At 74.5% G+C, this 16,999-nt stretch carries 17 protein-coding genes; 11 read left to right on the plus strand and 6 right to left on the minus strand.

What is annotated here, in order from left to right:
- Window positions 1–68: 68 nt before the first annotated feature.
- Window positions 69–1,676, minus strand: coding sequence for an amidase family protein (locus ACYVQV_RS04505; protein WP_461022063.1), 1,608 nt, complete (start codon window positions 1,674–1,676; stop codon window positions 69–71).
- Window positions 1,673–1,966, minus strand: coding sequence for a hypothetical protein (locus tag ACYVQV_RS04510; protein ID WP_461022064.1), 294 nt, complete (start codon window positions 1,964–1,966; stop codon window positions 1,673–1,675). The genes ACYVQV_RS04505 and ACYVQV_RS04510 overlap by 4 nt, the downstream gene beginning before the upstream one ends.
- Window positions 1,967–2,202: 236 nt before the next feature.
- Between ACYVQV_RS04510 and ACYVQV_RS04515 the strand changes: the two genes are divergently transcribed.
- Window positions 2,203–2,634: a DoxX family protein gene (locus ACYVQV_RS04515; RefSeq protein WP_461022065.1), complete on the plus strand. Its 432-nt coding sequence runs from the start codon at window positions 2,203–2,205 to the stop codon at window positions 2,632–2,634.
- Between the two features lie 10 nt (window positions 2,635–2,644).
- Here ACYVQV_RS04515 and ACYVQV_RS04520 read toward each other — a convergent pair whose 3' ends face one another.
- Window positions 2,645–3,220 (minus strand): TetR/AcrR family transcriptional regulator, encoded by a 576-nt coding sequence (locus tag ACYVQV_RS04520; RefSeq protein ID WP_461022066.1) that lies wholly within the window; start codon window positions 3,218–3,220, stop codon window positions 2,645–2,647.
- A 106-nt stretch (window positions 3,221–3,326) separates the two neighbouring features.
- On the opposite strand from ACYVQV_RS04520, the gene ACYVQV_RS04525 reads away from it, so the two are divergent.
- From ACYVQV_RS04525 to ACYVQV_RS04540, 4 genes are read left to right on the plus strand one after another with little or no spacing between them, the layout of a single operon-like run.
- A complete protein-coding gene (locus tag ACYVQV_RS04525; RefSeq protein ID WP_461022067.1) occupies window positions 3,327–4,547 on the plus strand; it encodes an acetyl-CoA C-acetyltransferase in 1,221 nt (406 codons plus the stop codon).
- Between the two features lie 52 nt (window positions 4,548–4,599).
- Window positions 4,600–6,783: a 3-hydroxyacyl-CoA dehydrogenase NAD-binding domain-containing protein gene (locus ACYVQV_RS04530; RefSeq protein WP_461022068.1), complete on the plus strand. Its 2,184-nt coding sequence runs from the start codon at window positions 4,600–4,602 to the stop codon at window positions 6,781–6,783.
- Window positions 6,780–7,658, plus strand: coding sequence for a CoA transferase (locus ACYVQV_RS04535; RefSeq protein ID WP_461022069.1), 879 nt, complete (start codon window positions 6,780–6,782; stop codon window positions 7,656–7,658). Before ACYVQV_RS04530 ends, ACYVQV_RS04535 begins: the two co-directional genes overlap by 4 nt.
- A gap of 32 nt (window positions 7,659–7,690) precedes the next feature.
- On the plus strand, window positions 7,691–8,842 hold the full coding sequence (locus ACYVQV_RS04540) for an acyl-CoA dehydrogenase family protein (RefSeq protein WP_461022089.1): 1,152 nt from the start codon (window positions 7,691–7,693) through the stop codon (window positions 8,840–8,842).
- 42 nt (window positions 8,843–8,884) lie between these two features.
- Here the strand turns inward: ACYVQV_RS04540 and ACYVQV_RS04545 are convergent, their stop codons facing one another.
- Window positions 8,885–9,310: a VOC family protein gene (locus tag ACYVQV_RS04545; protein WP_461022070.1), complete on the minus strand. Its 426-nt coding sequence runs from the start codon at window positions 9,308–9,310 to the stop codon at window positions 8,885–8,887.
- A 98-nt stretch (window positions 9,311–9,408) separates the two neighbouring features.
- Here ACYVQV_RS04545 and ACYVQV_RS04550 point away from each other — a divergent pair, with 98 nt between their 5' ends.
- On the plus strand, window positions 9,409–10,848 hold the full coding sequence (locus ACYVQV_RS04550; RefSeq protein WP_461022071.1) for a 3' terminal RNA ribose 2'-O-methyltransferase Hen1: 1,440 nt from the start codon (window positions 9,409–9,411) through the stop codon (window positions 10,846–10,848).
- Window positions 10,841–13,447: a polynucleotide kinase-phosphatase gene (locus ACYVQV_RS04555; RefSeq protein WP_461022072.1), complete on the plus strand. Its 2,607-nt coding sequence runs from the start codon at window positions 10,841–10,843 to the stop codon at window positions 13,445–13,447. The genes ACYVQV_RS04550 and ACYVQV_RS04555 overlap by 8 nt, the downstream gene beginning before the upstream one ends.
- A 28-nt stretch (window positions 13,448–13,475) precedes the next feature.
- Here ACYVQV_RS04555 and ACYVQV_RS04560 read toward each other — a convergent pair whose 3' ends face one another.
- Window positions 13,476–13,736, minus strand: a complete 261-nt coding sequence (locus tag ACYVQV_RS04560) for a hypothetical protein (RefSeq protein WP_461022073.1) — start codon at window positions 13,734–13,736, stop codon at window positions 13,476–13,478.
- A 107-nt stretch (window positions 13,737–13,843) separates the two neighbouring features.
- On the opposite strand from ACYVQV_RS04560, the gene ACYVQV_RS04565 reads away from it, so the two are divergent.
- The 3 genes from ACYVQV_RS04565 to ACYVQV_RS04575 all read left to right on the plus strand — a co-directional run bounded on the left by ACYVQV_RS04565 (window position 13,844) and on the right by ACYVQV_RS04575 (window position 15,066).
- Entirely contained in the window at window positions 13,844–14,362 is a 519-nt protein-coding gene (locus ACYVQV_RS04565; RefSeq protein WP_461022074.1) for a GNAT family N-acetyltransferase, read from the plus strand.
- 106 nt (window positions 14,363–14,468) lie between these two features.
- The gene (locus ACYVQV_RS04570) at window positions 14,469–14,609 is read left to right on the plus strand and encodes a hypothetical protein (protein ID WP_461022075.1); all 141 of its coding nucleotides are present in this window, start codon (window positions 14,469–14,471) and stop codon (window positions 14,607–14,609) included.
- 58 nt (window positions 14,610–14,667) lie between these two features.
- Window positions 14,668–15,066, plus strand: coding sequence for a hypothetical protein (locus ACYVQV_RS04575; protein WP_461022076.1), 399 nt, complete (start codon window positions 14,668–14,670; stop codon window positions 15,064–15,066).
- Between the two features lie 28 nt (window positions 15,067–15,094).
- Here ACYVQV_RS04575 and ACYVQV_RS04580 read toward each other — a convergent pair whose 3' ends face one another.
- A complete protein-coding gene (locus tag ACYVQV_RS04580; protein WP_461022077.1) occupies window positions 15,095–15,679 on the minus strand; it encodes a pentapeptide repeat-containing protein in 585 nt (194 codons plus the stop codon).
- 174 nt (window positions 15,680–15,853) lie between these two features.
- On the opposite strand from ACYVQV_RS04580, the gene ACYVQV_RS04585 reads away from it, so the two are divergent.
- On the plus strand, window positions 15,854–16,999 hold a 1,146-nt coding region (locus tag ACYVQV_RS04585; protein WP_461022078.1), incomplete at its 3' end, for a ricin-type beta-trefoil lectin domain protein.

A 16,999-nucleotide genomic window follows, 5' to 3' on the forward strand; every position in this document is an offset into this window, starting at 1 on the left:
CCAGGCGGTGGATCTCCCAGGTCGCCTGTGCCGGAACAGGTTCACCCCCACTCGGACCGCCCCCGTCGTCACTGCGACAGCTCGGCCACCTCCTCGGCGCTGAGCCGCGGGGCGGCGGCGGACGCGCGCAGACCGGCGACGTCGGGCAGCGGCGCGCGGCGCGTGTGCCAGTCGGTCACCGCCTGGTACGCGCCGACGACCTCCAGCAACCGGTCCTCGGCGAAGGGACCGGCGCCGAGGATCGTGCCGATGGGCAGCGCCGGGCGGTCCTCGGTGGCGGAGCTGAACCCGATCGGGAAGGCGATCTCCGGCAGGCCGATGATGTCGAACGGCACCGGGCCGGTCTGCACGACGACGTCGCAGTCCGCGAGCACCTGGTCCATGACCCGCTCGTACAGCACCACCTTGGCCCGTTGGCCGTGCAGGTACTCCGGCCCGGACAGCAGCATCCCGGCCAGCCACGGCAGCACGGACACCCCGAACAGGCGCAGGTCCTCGGTCAGCCACGGCAGGAACGGCTCGGACCGCTCCGGCAGCCGCACGTTGTTGAACGCCCCGCCGGTGAGCAGGTCCCACTCGTCGGGCAGCGGCACCTCGACGACCTCGGCGCCCGGGATGGCGTCGAGCGCGGCCAGGTACGCCTGCCGTGCCGCCAGCACCTCGCCGTCCGCGTCGAGGTAGTCGGGGGTGACGCCGATCCGCGTCCCGCGTCGCAGGACCACCTGGTCGCCCTCGCGCACGGGGGTCGCCGCGCGCACGAGGTCGGGGACGTCGGGCAGCCCCTGGGTGCGGAAGTCGTTCGGGTCGGGCCCGGCCATCTCGGACAGCATGATCGCGGCGTCCATCGCGTCCCGGGCGATCGGGCCGGGGTGGTCGCGGGTGTACGTCAGCGGGATGACCCCGTACAGCGACACCCGGCCCATCGTCGGCTTCAGCCCGGTGAGGCCCTGCTCCTCGGCGGGCCCGGTGATCGAGCCGCCGGTCTGGGTCCCGGTGCTGGACAACGCCATCCCGGTGGCGGTCGCCGTCGCCGAGCCGCTCGACGACCCGCCCGGGGTGATGCCCGGGTCGAACGGGGCCCACGCGTTGCGGGTCGTCACGACCCCGGCCGGCGTGGTGGCCCGCGACGTCGCCAGCGGTCCCATCTGGGTCTTGCCGATGAGCACCCCGCCGGCCGCCTCGAGCCGGGCGAACGCCGTCGCGTCGTACGGCGGCCGGAAGTCCTGGAAGACGTACGAGTTCGCCGTCGTGGGGATGCCGGCCGTGTAGTAGTTGTCCTTGATCGCCAGCGGGATGCCGTGCAGCAGCGACTGCGGACGGCGCCGGTCGAGGAAGCGCGCGCGCCCCAGCGCCCGGGCACCGAGCACGAGGTTGAACGCGTCGTACACGTCCTCGTACCGCTCGATCCGCTCCAGGCACGCGCGCACGAGGGCCTCGGAGGTGAGGTCGCCGGAGCGGATCGCCGCCGCGGCCTGCGCGATGGTCAGGTCCGCAGGGCTCTCCAGGTCCTCCGCCGACACGGCGACGTCGGGCGCGGTCGCGTGCCGTCGCGGTGACGCGGCCGCCGCCACGCCGGGCAACGACCCCGCGCCCACGGCACCCGCGGACAGCGCGGCGAGCCGGGCGAGGAACAGCCGCCGGGTGGCGCCGTCCGCGCCGTTCGTCGGTGCGCTCACGACAGGCCTCCCTCGGTCCACGTGTCGTACAGCGACGGGTAGAGCGCCGGCGGGGCGACCTGCTGGTCGAGCTCCGGGGTCGGCGCGGGCAGGTCCCACGCGCTGATCGTCGCCGCGGTGCCACGCAGCAGCCCGCGCAGGTAGCCGAGGGCCTGCTGGCGGGACGGCGACCCCGTCTCGGGGTCGCGCTCGCCGTCCGGCAGCTGGTCGAGGTCGATGCCGACGACGGCCAGGCGCGCCCGGATGAGCGTGTCCAGCTCGGCGTCGGTGGGTGGTGTCGGGTCCGCCACTGGTCCTCCCCGGGTCGTGGCCGGCGCCTGGTCGTGCGCGGCCGACGGTTCGGGGACTGTCACCCCGTCTCCCGCGGTGGCACAAGGCGTCCCGGGTGGATCCGCGGCTTCGCCCGCCTGGCGGCCCCGGTCTGCCCCCGGAGTGACCGACAACGACGCAGCTCCGGTGCCTGAGACGGCCCGGAACTGCGTCGCAGACCGCGCGAGGGGACCGGGCGACGGCTAGCGTCCCGATCATGAGCCTGGAGCAGCACGCCCCGTCGTCCCGCCTGCGCACCGCCGGCCGCCTGCTGCTCGGGGCGTTCCTGCTGTTCGCGGGCAGCAGCCACCTGACGTTCGCGCGCGAGGAGTTCCAGGCGCAGGTCCCGCCGTGGGTGCCGCTGGACGACGACCTCGTCGTCCTCGGGTCGGGTGCGGTCGAGCTGGCGCTCGGCGGCGCGCTCGTCGCCCTGCCCCGGCGGCGGGTCGCCGTCGGCTTCGTCGTCGCCGCGTTCTTCGTCGCGATCTTCCCCGGGAACGTGTCGCAGTACCTGACCCGCACCGACGCGTTCGGGCTCGACTCCGACCAGGCCCGGTTCGTGCGGCTGTGGTTCCAGCCGGTCCTCGTCGCGTGGGCGCTGTGGTCGACCGGCGCCTGGCGCGCCTGGCGCCGCTCCCGGGAGGGGTAGCAGGCGGTCGTCAGCGGCGCAGCCGCACCTCGACGGGAGGCGGCGGGTCGCCGTCCGGGCCGACCGCCTCGGCCCACATCCGCTCGACCACCGGCTCGAGCAGCAGGTACCCGAGCTGGCGGACGAGCATCGCCACCGCCTGGTGCTGCTCGCTGACCCCGACCTTCGTCACCCCGTGCGCCCGCAGGGACCGCACCTGGTCCAGCGACAACCCGACGACCCGCTCGACCAACCGGTCGTCCCCGGGCCCGGGGGCCATCACGAGCCGGCGCACGTACCCCATCAGCGCCGGGTCGCCACGCAGCAGGTCGGCCATCGCCGCGTCCCGCGCGGCGCCGACCTGCGAGGCCGACCCCTCCAGCGGGACGGCGTCCAGGGTCTGCCGGAACAGGTCGATGACGTGGTCCTCGACGGCGGTGCGCAGCCCGTCGCGGGACCCGAAGTGGTGGACGACGAGGCCGGGCGTGACGCCCGCCTCGCGGGCGACCTCGCGCAGGGACGTGCTCTCACCGCGTTCGGCGAGCAGCCGCAGGGCGGCGTTGCGGATCCGCGCCCGGGCGGTGAGGTCGTCGGTGGCCTGCTGCACCCGCTCATGGTGCCGCCGGCTGAACGTCCGATCAAGGTCTTGAACACGTGTTCAGTCACGGCGTAGCGTGCGGCGGGTCACCCACTGGCCGGACGACGGAGCACCCATGAGCGCCGGACCCCAGGCGATCGTCTACGACGCCATCCGCACCCCGCGTGGCCGCGGCAAGCCCGGCGGCTCCCTGTACCAGGTCAAGCCCGTCGACCTCGTCGTCGGCCTGCTGCACGCGGTCCGGGAGCGCAACCCCGGCCTCGACCCGGCCCTCGTGGACGACGTCGTCCTCGGCTGCGTGACCCCGGTCGGCGACCAGGGCGCCGACATCGCGAAGACCGCCGCCCTGAAGGCCGGCCTCCCGGACACCGTCGCGGGCGTCCAGCTCAACCGGTTCTGCGCCAGCGGGCTGGAGGCCGTCAACCAGGCGGCGGCCCGGGTCCGGTCCGGGTTCGAGGACCTCATCCTGGCCGGGGGTGTCGAGTCCATGTCGCGCGTCCCGATGGGCACCGACGGTGGTGCCTGGGCGATGGACCCGGCGACGGCGTTCGCCACCGACTTCGTCCCGCAGGGCATCGGCGCCGACCTCATCGCCACCCTCGACGGGCTGACCCGCGAGGACGTCGACCGGTACGCCGTCGCCTCCCAGCAGCGGGCCGCGAAGGCCTGGGCGGACGGGCGGTTCGAGCGGTCCGTCGTCCCCGTCCACGACCTCAACGGCCTGACCATCCTCGACCGCGACGAGCACCTGCGCCCTGACACCACCGTCGAGTCCCTCGCAGCGCTGAAGCCGTCGTTCGCCGCGCTCGGGGAAGGGGCTGGCTTCGACGCCGTCGCGCTGGAGAAGTACCACTGGGTCGACCGGATCGCGCACGTCCACCACGCCGGCAACTCCTCCGGCATCGTCGACGGCGCGGCGCTCGTCCTCGTCGGCACCGAGGACGTCGGCCGCCGGCTCGACCTGACCCCGCGCGCCCGGGTGCTCGCCACCGCCGTCACCGGGTCCGAACCCACGATCATGCTCACCGGCCCCGCCCCGGCGTCCCGCAAGGCGCTCGCCAAGGCGGGGCTGCGCCCGGAGGACGTCGACCTCGTCGAGGTCAACGAGGCGTTCGCGGCCGTCGTCCTGCGCTTCGTCCGGGAGATGGGGTTCTCGCCGGACGTCGTGAACGTCAACGGCGGCGCCATCGCGATGGGCCACCCGCTGGGCGCGACCGGCGCGATGATCCTCGGCACCCTCGTCGACGAGCTCGAGCGCCGCGACCAGCGGATCGGCCTGGCGACCCTGTGCGTCGGCGGCGGGATGGGCATCGCCACCGTCGTCGAGCGCCTGTGACCGCCGCCCTCCGCCGACCGGCCAGCCGACGACCACCCCAGGACGGACAGCGATGACCACCCAGACCGACACCCCCGACGTCGTCCGGTACGAGCGCGACGCCGACGGCGTCGTCGTCCTCACCCTCGACGACCCGCGCTCCAGCGCGAACACGATGAACGAGGCGTACCGGCGGTCGATGGGCGCCGCCGTCGACCGGCTGGAGGCCGAGCGGGACGACGTCCGCGGCGTCGTCGTCACGAGCGCCAAGTCGACCTTCTTCGCCGGCGGCGACCTGCACCTGCTGCAGTCGGTGCAGCCCGAGCAGGCCGGGGAGTTCTTCGCCCGGATCGAGGAGGTCAAGGCCCAGCTGCGGCGGCTCGAGCGGCTCGGCCGCCCGGTCGTCGCCGCGCTGAACGGCACCGCGCTCGGCGGCGGGCTGGAGATCGCCCTGGCCTGCCACCGCCGGGTCGCCGTGGACGACCCGTCGCTGCGCCTGGGCGTGCCCGAGGTGACCCTGGGCCTGCTCCCCGGCGGAGGCGGTGTCACCCGCCTGGTCCGGATGCTCGGGCTGCAGCCCGCCCTGACCGGCTGGCTGCTGGAGGGACGTCGGCACACCGCCCGGGCCGCCGCGGAGGCCGGGGTCGTCGACGAGCTCGTCGCCACCGCCGAGGACCTGCTGCCCGCGGCCCGGCGCTGGGTGCTCGAGCACGCGGACGACCCCGGTGCCGCCACCCAGCCGTGGGACCGCAAGGGCTACCGCCTCCCGGGCGGGACGCCGTCCAGCCCGGGCCTGGCGGCGGTGCTGCCGGCGTTCCCCGCGACGCTGCGCACGACCCTCAAGGGCCACCCGGCCCCGGCGCCACGGGCGATCCTGTGCGCGGCCGTCGAGGGGGCGCAGGTCGACGTCGACACCGCCCTGCGGATCGAGTCGCGCTACCTGACCAGCCTGGTCACGCGACCGGTCGCGAAGGCGATGATCCAGGCGTTCTTCCACGACCTGCAGGCGATCGGCTCGGGCCGCACCCGCCCCGCGGGGGTCGTGCACGGCACGGCCCGACGGGTCGGCGTCGTGGGCGCCGGGATGATGGGCGCGGGCATCGCCCACGCCTGCGCGTCGTCCGGGATCGACGTCGTCCTCGTCGACGTGGACGTCGAGGCGGCGCGGCGCGGCCGCGACCACGCCGCCGCGGTGCTGGACCGCCGGGTCGCGAAGGGCCGGATGACCGACGCCGACCGGGACGCCGTCCTGGCGCGGATCACCCCGACCGCCGCGACCGCGGACCTCGCCGGGTGCGACGTCGTCGTCGAGGCGGTCTTCGAGGACGCCGAGCTCAAGCACCGGGTGCTCGCCGACGTCGAGGCCGTCGTGGGGCCGGACTGCCTGATCACCTCCAACACCTCGACCCTGCCGATCAGCGGTCTGGCCACCGCGGTGCAGCGGCAGACCGACGTGGTGGGGCTGCACTTCTTCAGCCCGGTCGACCGGATGCGGCTCGTCGAGATCGTCCGCGGCGAGCGGTCGTCGGACGAGGCGGTGGCCCGGGCCGTGGACCTCGTCCAGCAGATCGGCAAGGTCCCCGTCGTCGTCGGCGACGGGCGCGGGTTCTTCACCAGCCGCGTCTTCGGCACCCTGGTGATGGAGGCCGCCGCGCTGGTCGGGGAGGGCGTCGACCCGATGACCGTCGAGCGCGCGGCGACCGCCGCCGGGTTCCCCGCGCCGCCGCTGGCGATGCTCGACGAGGTGTCCCTGACCCTCACCCAGCACATCCGCGCCGAGGCCCGGAAGGCCGCGGAGACCGAGGGCACGCCCTACGCCGAGCACCCCGGCGCCGCCGTCGTCGACCGGATGGTGGAGCTCGGGCGCGCGGGCCGCGCCGCCGGCGGCGGCTTCTACGACTACCCGGACGACGGCCCCAAGCGGCTGTGGCCCGGGGTGCGCGAGCACTTCACCCGCCCCGAGGTGCAGGTGCCGTACGCGGACGTCCAGGACCGGTACCGGTTCGCGATGGCGCTGGAGACCGCCGGCTGCCTCGCCGACGGCGTGCTGCGGGACACCGCCACCGCGAACGTGGGAGCGATCCTCGGCATCGGGTACCCGCCCACCACCGGCGGCCCGGCGCAGTACATGACCGGGTACGACGGCGGCCTGGCCGGCTTCGTCGCCCGCGCGGACGGGCTCGCGGACGCCTACGGGGAGCGGTTTCGGCCGTCGGCGTGGCTGCGGGAGCGGGCCGTCGCCGGGAGCCTGGTGTGACAGCCGCCTCGGAGTCGGCGCCGCAGGCTCGCCCCCTGGCGGGGGTCCACGTCGTCAGCGTCGCGGTGAACCTGCCCGGCCCGGCGGCCGTCGCCCGGCTCGTCGACCTCGGCGCGACCGCCACGACCGTGCTGCCCCCGGCCGGCGACCCGCTGCACGCCGTCCAGCCGGACTGGTTCGACGACCTGCACCGCGGTCACGAGCTCGTCACGCTCGACCTCAAGGACCCCGGAGCGCGCGCCTGGCTGGACGGCCGGCTCGCCACCACCGACGTGCTCGTCACCTCGTCGCGCCCCTCGGCGCTCGCCCGGCTCGGCCTGGACGAGGCGACGCTGCGACCTCGCTTCCCGCGCCTGTGCCGGGTGGACGTCGTCGGCCACGCGGGTGCGGACGCCGAGCGGGTCGGGCACGACCTGACCTACCAGGCCGAGGCCGGGACCGTCGTCCCCCCGAACCTGCCGACGACCCTGCACGCCGACCTCGCCGGGGCCGAGCGCGCCTGCGCAGAGGCCGTCGCTGCCCTGCTCGAGCGCGAGCGCACCGGGCGCGGCTCCCGCCGCGAGGTGGCGCTCGCGGACGTCGCCCACGCGCTCGCCGAACCCGCGCGCCGCGGGCTCACCACCCCGGGCGGGGTCCTCGGCGGCGGCTACCCGGCGTACGCGGTGTACGCGGCGGCCGACGGGCACGTGGCCCTGGCCGCCCTCGAACCGCACTTCTGGGCCCGGACCCTGCACGCGCTCGGGGTCGAGGGCACACCGCAGGCGCTCGCCGGCGCGTTCGCGGGCCGGACCACCGCCGAGTGGGAGGCGTGGGCCGCCGAGCACGACGTGCCGCTGGCCGCCGTCCGACCCGCCGAGACCAGGACTGCCACCTGACCCGAGGAGACCGGACCGTGCCCACCCCGCAGATGACCCCCGAGCCGTACCGCCCGCCGTGGCTGACCCCGGAGCACGAGGCGCTCGCCGCGTCGGCGCGCACGTTCTTCGCCCGCGAGGTCACCCCGCACGCGGAGCGGTTCGCCGAGCAGCACCAGGTGGACGCCGGGACGTGGCTCGCCGCCGGCCGGGCGGGGCTGCTGTGCCTGGCGGTGCCGGAGGAGTACGGCGGTGGCGGGGGGACGTTCGCCGACGAGGCGGTCGTGGGGTGGGAGCAGGCCCAGGCCGTCGACGACGCGCTCGGGTACGCCGTCCACTCGACGATCGTCGCGCCGTACCTGGCCGCGTACGGGACGGAGGAGCAGAGGCGGCGGTGGCTGCCGCGGATGGCGTCCGGCGAGCTCGTCGGCGCGATAGCGATGACGGAGCCGACGACCGGCTCGGACCTGCAGGCGATCCGCACCACCGCCCGCCGCGACGGCGACCACTACGTCCTCAACGGGTCGAAGACGTTCATCAGCAACGGCACCCACGCCGGTCTCGTCATCGTGGTCGCCCGCACGGGCGGTGAGGGCGCGGCGGGCATCTCGTTGCTCGTCGTCGAGACCGACGGGCTGGAGGGGTTCACCCGTGGCCGGGTGCTGCACAAGATCGGGCAGCACGGCCAGGACACCCGCGAGCTGTCGTTCGGCGACGTCCGCGTGCCCGCCGAGAACCTGCTCGGCGGGCAGGAGGGCCAGGGCTTCTACCAGCTGATGACCCAGCTGCCGCAGGAGCGGCTCGCGATCGCCGTGGGGGCGGCGTCCGCCGCGGACTGCGCGGTGCGGCTCGCGACGGCCTACGCCAAGGAGCGGACGGCGTTCGGCCGCGAGATCGCGTCGTTCCAGCACACCCGGTTCCTGCTCGCCGAGTGCTCCACCGACGTGCTCGTCGGCCGGACCTTCCTCGACCACTGCATCGGCCTGCACCTCGACGGCCGGCTCGACGCGGCGACCGCGTCGCGGGCGAAGTACTGGCTGACCGACCTGCAGTGCTCCGTCGTCGACCGGTGCCTGCAGGTGTTCGGCGGCTACGGGTACATGACCGAGTACCCGATCGCGCGGCTGTACGCCGCGGCGCGGGTGCAGAAGATCTACGGCGGCACGAACGAGGTGATGAAGGAGCTCATCGGCCGCACCCTGTGACGCCGCAGGACGTCGCGCGGTGCGGCCGATGAGCGGTGGGCGTCAGGACTGCTGGGCGCCGATGTTCACCAGCCAGTTGATCCCGAACCGGTCCTTGAGCATCCCGAAGGTGTCACCCCACGGCGCCGTCGACAGCGGCTCGACGACGGTGCCGCCCTCGGACAGGCCCTTGAAGTACTCGGTGAGGGTGGCCTCGTCCTCCGGGCCGCCGCTCAGCGAGATCGAGACGTTCGTGCCCTCGGTGAGGGCCATGGACGACGGCACGTCCGCGCCCATGAGCACGAGCCCGTTCGGCGCCTCGAGCTGGGAGTGCATGATCTTGTGGCCCTCTCCAGGGTACGCGTCGCCGGCGCCCATCTCGTCGAACGAGTTGATGGTGAGCTCGCCGCCGAAGACGGACCGGTAGAACTCCATCGCGTCGCGGGCGGAGTCGCGCCAGTTCAGGTACGGGTTCAGTCGTGCGGTCACGGGATCCTCCTGGGCCGGTCGGGTGCTGGTGGCGGGTAGACCGCCGGGCGGGCGGAAACTCACCGGTGCACCGACGACGGGACCGGCAGAATGCGCGGGTGCTCCTGACCCTCACCTCCACGGCGCCGGACGCCACGGACCTCGGCTACCTGCTGCACAAGCACCCGGACCGCGTCCAGTCGTTCGAGTCGTCGGTGGGGACGGCGCACGTGCTCTACCCGGAGGCGACGTCGGAGCGCTGCACGGTCGCGCTGCTGCTGGAGGTCGACCCCGTCGGTCTCGTCCGCGGCCGCCGCGGCGGCGGCGACTTCACCCTCGGCCAGTACGTCAACGACCGTCCGTACGCCGCGTCCTCGCTGCTGGCCGTCGCGCTGGGCCGCGTGTTCGGCACCGCGCTGAAGGGACGCTGCGAGGCCCGCCCCGACCTCGTGGACGTCGCGCTGCCGCTGACCGTCCACCTGCCGGCCGTCCCCTGCCGCGACGGGGCCGACCTCGCCCACCGGCTGCTCGCCCCGCTGGGGTGGGCGGTCGACGCCCGCCCGGTGCCGCTCGACCCGGAGCTGCCCGACTGGGGCGACTCCCGCTACCTCGAGCTCACCCTCACCGGCCAGCTGCGCCTGGCCGACGCGCTCAGCCACCTGTACGTCCTGCTGCCCGTCCTGGACGACGCGAAGCACTACTGGGTCGGCACCGACGAGGTCGACAAGCTCGTCCGCGCGGGTGGGTCCTGGCTCGCCGACCACCCCGAGCGCGAGCTCGTCACCCGCCGGTACCTCGCCCACCAGCGCGCCTACGTCACCGACGCCGTCCAGCGGCTGACCGCGCTCGACGAGGCCCCCGCGGGTGGCGCCGTCAGCACCGACGACGCCACCGTCGGCACCACCGAGGACGACGCCGCCCCGCCGGCGAGGCGGGTCGCGCTGCGCCGGCGCCGGCTGGACGCCGTCCTGCAGGCGCTGCGGGACGTCGGCGCGGCGCGGGTAGCGGACGTCGGCTGCGGCGAGGGCGCCCTCCTTCGTGAACTCCTCGCCGACCCCGCGTTCACCGACGTGACCGGCGTGGACGTCTCGGCGTCGGCGCTCACCGCCGCGGAACAGCGCCTCGGCCTGGACCGGATGCCCGACTCCGTGCGCTCGCGGCTCACCCTGAGGCAGTCGTCCGTGACCTACCGGGACGCAACGTTGGCGGACCGGGACGCGGTCGTCCTCATGGAGGTGGTCGAGCACGTCGACCTCGAGCGGCTGCCCGACCTCGCGCGGACCGTCCTCGGTGACGCCCGGCCCGCCCACGTCGTCCTGACCACGCCGAACGCCGAGTACAACGACCTGTACCCGGACCTGGCGGCCGGGACGATGCGCCACCCCGACCACCGGTTCGAGTGGACCCGCGCCGAGCTCGCCGCGTGGGCCGCGGAGGTGGGTGAGCGGTACGGGTACGACGTCGAGCACCGGCCCGTGGGTGACGTCGACCCGCAGCGCGGCGCCCCCACCCAGCTCGCCCTCTTCACCCGACGCCCCGGAGCACCCACCGATGAGTGACCTCGAGCAGCCCGCGGACACCGGATCGCCCGGCCCGGCCGGGCCGCGCGACATCACCGTCCCCGAGCTGAGCCTCGTCGCGCTGGTCGGCACCTCCGGCTCCGGCAAGTCCACGTTCGCCGCGCGGCACTTCGGCCGGTTCGAGGTGGTGTCCAGCGACTTCTGCCGCGGCCTGGTCGCCGACGACGAGAACGACCAGTCGGCGTCCGCCGACGCGTTCGACGTGCTCGGGTACATCACTGCCAAGCGGCTGCGCGCCGGGCGGCTGACCGTCGTCGACGCCACCAACGTCACCGCGGACGCCCGCAAGCAGCTCGTCACGCTCGCCCGCGAGCACGACGTCCTGCCCGTCGTGATCGTGCTCGACGTGCCCGTGGGTCTCGCCGTGGAGCGCAACCGCTCCCGGGTCGACCGGGACTTCGGCGCCCACGTGGTCAAGCGCCAGCACGACCAGCTCCGCCGCTCCCTGCGCAGCCTGCAGCGCGAGGGCTTCCGCGTCGTCCACGTGCTGCGCGGGGACGAGGTGGACGACGTCCGCGTCGTCCGCGAGCGGCTGCTCAACGACCACCGGCACCTGCACGGGCCGTTCGACGTGGTCGGCGACGTCCACGGCTGCCGGTCCGAGCTGGAGGCCCTGCTCGGCGCGCTCGGGTACGAGCTTCAGCGCGACGCCGAGGGCCGCGCGGTCGACGCCGTCCACCCCGACGGCCGGACCGCGGTGTTCGTCGGCGACCTCGTGGACCGCGGGCCGGACAGCCCGGGCGTGCTGCGGCTCGTGATGGGGATGACCGCCGGTGGGCACGCGCTGTGCGTGCCGGGCAACCACGAGCACAAGCTGGTCCGGGCCCTGCAGAGGCGCAACGTCAAGGTCAGCCACGGCCTGGAGCAGACGCTCGCCCAGCTCGCCGCCGAACCGCAGGAGTTCCGCGACACCGTCCGGCAGTGGTGCTACGACCTGGTCTCGCACCTCGTCCTGGACGACGGCCGGCTCGTCGTCGCCCACGCCGGGCTGAAGGAGGACTACCACGGGCGGGCGTCCGGCCGGGTGCGGTCGTTCGCGCTGTACGGGGACACCACCGGGGAGACCGACGAGTTCGGGCTGCCCGTGCGCTACCCGTGGGCGAACGACTACCGGGGGCGGGCGACGGTGCTCTACGGGCACACCCCGACCCCAGTGCCGGAGTGGGTCAACAACACGATGTGCCTCGACACCGGGTGCGTGTTCGGTGGGCACCTGACGGCGCTGCGCTACCCCGAGAAGGAGGTCGTGCAGGTCCCGGCCGAGCGGGTCTGGTACGAGCCGGCCAAGCCGTTCCCGGTCGCCGGGTCGCCGGCCGCGGACCCCCTGGCCCGGGCGGACGAGGAGCTGGACCTGACCGACGTCCTGGGGCGGCGGTCCGTGGAGACGGCGCACCACGGCCGCGTGACCGTCGGCGCCGACCAGGCGGCCGGTGCGCTCGAGGTGATGAGCCGGTTCGCGCTGCACCCGCGGTGGGTGCCGTACCTACCGCCGACGATGGCGCCGGTGGCGACGTCCCGGCGCGACGACCTGCTCGAGCACCCGGACGAGGCGTTCTCGGCGTACGCGTCGGCCGGTGTCGACCGGGTCGTGTGCGAGGAGAAGCACATGGGCTCGCGCGCCGTCGTCCTGGTGTGCCGGGACGAGGCGGCCGCGCGGGCGCGCTTCGGTGGCCCGGGCGGCGTGACCGGCGCGGTGTACACCCGCACGGGACGGTCGATGCTGGACGCCGACCGGACGGGGCGGCTGCTGCAGCGGGTCGCCGCCGCGGTCGAGAAGGCCGGGCTGTGGGAGGAGCTGGGCACCGACTGGCTGCTGCTGGACGCCGAGCTGCTGCCCTGGTCGGTGAAGGCCGAGCCGCTGCTGCGCGACCAGTACGCGGCGGTCGGCGCGGCGGCCCGCGCCGGGCTCGGTGCGTCCGTCGACGTGCTCGGGCAGGCCGCCGCCAGGGGCCTGGACGTCGCCCCGCTGCTCGGACGCACCCGGGACCGGCGCGAGCGCGTCGAGGCGTACACCGCCGCGTACCGGCGCTACCACTGGGACGTCGACGACCTGGACGGCGTCCAGCTCGCGGTGTTCCAGGTCCTCGCCACCGAGGGCGCCACCTGGTACGACCGCGACCACCTGTGGCACCTGGGGGTCGCCGACCGGCTCGTCGAGGCGGACCCGGCGGTCTTCCGGACCACCGGCCGGCTCGTCGTCGACACCGCGGACCCGGCGTCACGCGACGAGGGCGCCCGCTGGTGGGAGCGGCTCACCGCCGACGGCGGCGAGGGCATGGTGGTCAAGCCGCTGGCGAACCTCGTCCGCGGTCCGCGCGGCCTGGTGCAGCCGGGCCTGAAGGTCCGCGGACGGGAGTACCTGCGGATCATCTACGGGCCGGAGTACACCGATCCGGCGCACCTGGCGCGGTTGAGGGACCGGAGCGTCGGCCGCAAGCGGTCCCTCGCGCTGCGCGAGTACGCCCTCGGGCTCGAGGCGCTCGACCGCCTGGCCCGCCGGGAGCCGCTGTGGCGCGTGCACGAGCCGGTGTTCGCCGTCCTCGCGCTGGAGTCGGAGCCGGTCGACCCCCGGCTCTGAGCCGCTCTGAGCCGCTCTGACGCGCGGGTCAGTCGGGGTGGACCTCGCCCCGGTGGGCGTTGACGACCTGCGCGACCTCGATGCGGTCCGGGTCGGAGTGGATGCGGCGGGCGAGCTCGTCGAGCACGCCGCCGTCGACCTCGACCCCGGCCTCGTCGGCGCCCTTGGCGAGCTCGGCGCGCACCGTCTCCTCCGTCGCGCCGTCCTGCCACGACACCACGCGGTCCACGACCGCCTGCAGCGCCTCGACCTCGGGGTTCTCGTTGCGTGCCTCGTCCTGTGCAGCCATGTCGCCACCCTCGCGCAGGGCGCTTGGGCCGGCCACCGGAGACGGCAAGGCGCGGGTCACACCGGACTGGTGGTCTTCCGCGCCTCGCGTCAGCCAGGATGCCGTGCGTGGTCGACGATCTGCGCCGTCAGGCGCGCGGGGTGCTCACCGTGGGGCCCGTGGCCCCGGACTCGGCCGAGGCGCGAGCCGTCCTGCGCGCGTACGTGGACGACGTGGCGAGCCGGTGGTTCGGTCGACCGGCGACCGCGACGGAGGTCGACCGGTCGCTGCGCGATGACCCCAGCCACGACCTGGCGCCCCCGGACGGAGTGCTCCTCCTGGCCCGAGGGACCGACGGGACCGTCATGGGGTGCGCGGGACTGCGGCTGGTCAGCGCGGACGTCGGCGAGCTGAAACGCCTCTACGTCGCACCGCAGGCCCGTGGTCGGGGCGTTGGGTCGGCCTTGGTGGAGGGCGTCGAGCGGTGGGCACGGGACCTGGGAGTGCGCGTGCTCAGGCTGGATACGCGACACGACCTGGTGGAGGCCCTGGCTCTCTACACCCGATGCGGCTACCGCGACGTACCTGCCTTCAACGACGGCCCGTACGCCGAGCGCTGGCTCGCCAAGGCCCTGGCCCCCGCGTGACGTGCACGGCCGTCGGTCGATGCTCGGCGGTTGCGTGCGGGCGCCCCGCGGGCGACGGTGAAGGAACGCGCACGCGCGGGTGCGGCGCCGGAACGGAGGTGGCGGGATGGTCATGCTCGGGATCGCCGTCCTGGTCGGCCTGGTCGTCGGCGTCCGGCGGCTGCTGCGCGGCCGGGACGACGTGATGGCCTACCACCACCTGCACGAGAGGCCGCGAGGGACGCGCCACGGCGGTGACAGCGGCTGACGAGGCATCGGTTCCACTCGGACGCCGTGACCGTAGACGGTCGTGTGAAGATCACAGCGTGTCCGGTGACGAGCTGTCCGACGACGGGGTCCCCATCCTGGAGGACCACCTGCCTGTCGTCTTCGACGACCCTCGTGCGGACTACTTCTGGGCGGTCGAGCGCGCACGTGACCGCGCCTCGTTCAAGCGGCTCCAGCACATCCGGGTGGAGCAGGGTCACGCCGACGTCCTCGGTCGACTGGTCGACGGTGGGCCGGACGGTCGAGCCGCGCTGAGAGCCGTCGTGGAGTACACCTCCGACCCGGAGGAGAAGGCAGCCGTCATCGAGCACGTCCGGGACTGGCTCTACCCGTACGACGACCTGCCCGGTGACTTCCGTGTCTGGCTGACGGCCCAGGCCCGTGCACATCCGACGGTCGCCGAGACGCTCCGGCTGATCGAGCGCTACTCGGGTTGACGCCTCGTGGCGGTGCCCCGCTGACGGTTCACTCCGGGGACCGCACGTCCAGGCCCATCGCCTCGACCAGCGTGATCGCCTGGTCGGGCAGCACCACCGCCCCGCGCAGCCGTGCCGCCCGCGGGTCCAGGCCGGCCAGGACGGTGCCGCGCAGGTCGCACCCGCGCAGGTCCGCGCCGTCCCACAGGGCACCGGTCAGGTCGCCGTCGACCACCGAACCGTTCTCCAGCCGGGCCTCGGACAGGTCGGCCTCGACCATCCGCACCCCCTCGAACCGGGCGCTGGCCAGGTCGGCGTGGGCCAGCGACGTGTAGGACCAGTCGCCGCGTTCGACCCGTGTCAGGTCGAAGGTGCAGCGCAGGAACCGCGACCCGACGACCTTGCACCCGTCGAACACGGTCTCGAAGAAGCCGCACCCGGTGAACGTGCACCCGGTGAACGCCGACCCCTCGTGACGTGAGCACGCGAACCGGCAGTCCACGAAGGAGCACCGGTCGAACCGGACGCCGCGGGTGACGGCCTCGGTGAGGTCGGCGCCGACGATCTCGACGTCCTCGAACACCTCCCCGCTGACGTCGGCGGCGTCCCAGTCGAGGTCCCGGATGGTCTCCACGCGCCCACCCAACCACCAGGCGAGGACATCCCGGATTTCTGTTATCGGCCGCCCCGGGCGGGGTCTCCCTCACCGTGGCCGGTCAGGTGCCGACCACCGACCGTCCCCGTAGAAGACGAGGAACCTCCGATGCACCGAACTGGTCCCAGCAGCACCGCCAGGAGGCGGCAGGCGGTGACGTCCGTGCTCGCCGCGGCCGCCGTCGCGGCGTCCCTGACGGCGGTCGCTGCCCCCGCCACGTCCGCGGCGCCCGCGCCTCCGTCCGGTTTCACCCATGTGTGGACCGACGACTTCGACGGTCCGGCGGGCTCGCGCCTGGACCCGGCCGACTGGATCTACGACATCGGCCACGGCTACCCCGGCGGAGCCCCGAACTGGGGCACCGGGGAGATCGCGTCCATGACCGACCGTCCCGAGAACGTCTCCCTCGACGGCCGGGGACGGTTGGCGATCACGCCGGTCCGGGACGCGGCGGGCAACTGGACGTCCGGCCGGGTGGAGACGCGGCGCACCGACTTCGGTCCGCCCGCCGGCGGGGTGCTGCGGGTGGAGGCGTCCATCAAGCAGCCGGACGTCACCACCGCCAACGGGGCCGGGTACTGGCCGGCGTTCTGGATGCTCGGCGAGGAGGCGCGCCCCGCCGCTGCCACGAACTGGCCCCGCATCGGCGAGATCGACGTCCTCGAGAACGTCAACGGGCGCCCCAGCCACTTCGCCGCGATGCACTGCGGTGTCGCGCCCGGCGGCCCGTGCAACGAGTTCACCGGCATCGGGTCTGGGGAGCGGGCGTGCCCCGGCTGCGGCACCAGCTTCCACACGTACGGGGTCGAGGTGGACCGCAGCGTCAGCCCCGAGCAGGTCCGGTACTACCGGGACGGCGTGAACTACTCCACGATCCACGCGAACCAGGTGGACCCCACGACGTGGCGCGACGCCGTCCACCACGGCTTCTTCCTCATCCTGAACGTCGCGATCGGCGGCGGCTTCCCCGACGCCTTCGGTGGTGGCCCCTACGCCTCGACCGTGTCCGGTCGGCCGATGCTCGTCGACTACGTCACCGTCTCCGTCCGTCACGGCGGGGGTGGCCCCGGTGCCGGTTCGGGTGCGGTGCGGTCGGGTGTGGCGGGTAAGTGCCTGGACGTGTCGGGGGCGAGCAGCGCGAACGGGACGGCGGTGCAGCTGTGGCCGTGCAACGGCACGGTGGCGCAGGACTGGACGTTCGGCTCGGACGGGACGTTGCGGGCGTTGGGCAAGTGCCTGGACGTGACCGAGTGGGGGACGGCGAACGGGTCGAGCGTGCAGATCTGGGACTGCAACCCG

The sequence above is a fragment of the Thalassiella azotivora genome (assembly GCF_054781695.1).

Coding starts and splice junctions, on each gene's coding strand:
- ACYVQV_RS04555 (WP_461022072.1), top strand. CDS start 10,841: ATGAGTGACCTCGAGCAGCCCGCGGACACCGGATCGCCCGGCCCGGCC.
- ACYVQV_RS04570 (WP_461022075.1), top strand. CDS start 14,469: ATGGTCATGCTCGGGATCGCCGTCCTGGTCGGCCTGGTCGTCGGCGTC.
- ACYVQV_RS04530 (WP_461022068.1), top strand. CDS start 4,600: ATGACCACCCAGACCGACACCCCCGACGTCGTCCGGTACGAGCGCGAC.
- ACYVQV_RS04525 (WP_461022067.1), top strand. CDS start 3,327: ATGAGCGCCGGACCCCAGGCGATCGTCTACGACGCCATCCGCACCCCG.
- ACYVQV_RS04515 (WP_461022065.1), top strand. CDS start 2,203: ATGAGCCTGGAGCAGCACGCCCCGTCGTCCCGCCTGCGCACCGCCGGC.
- ACYVQV_RS04540 (WP_461022089.1), top strand. CDS start 7,691: ATGACCCCCGAGCCGTACCGCCCGCCGTGGCTGACCCCGGAGCACGAG.
- ACYVQV_RS04560 (WP_461022073.1), bottom strand. CDS start 13,736: ATGGCTGCACAGGACGAGGCACGCAACGAGAACCCCGAGGTCGAGGCG.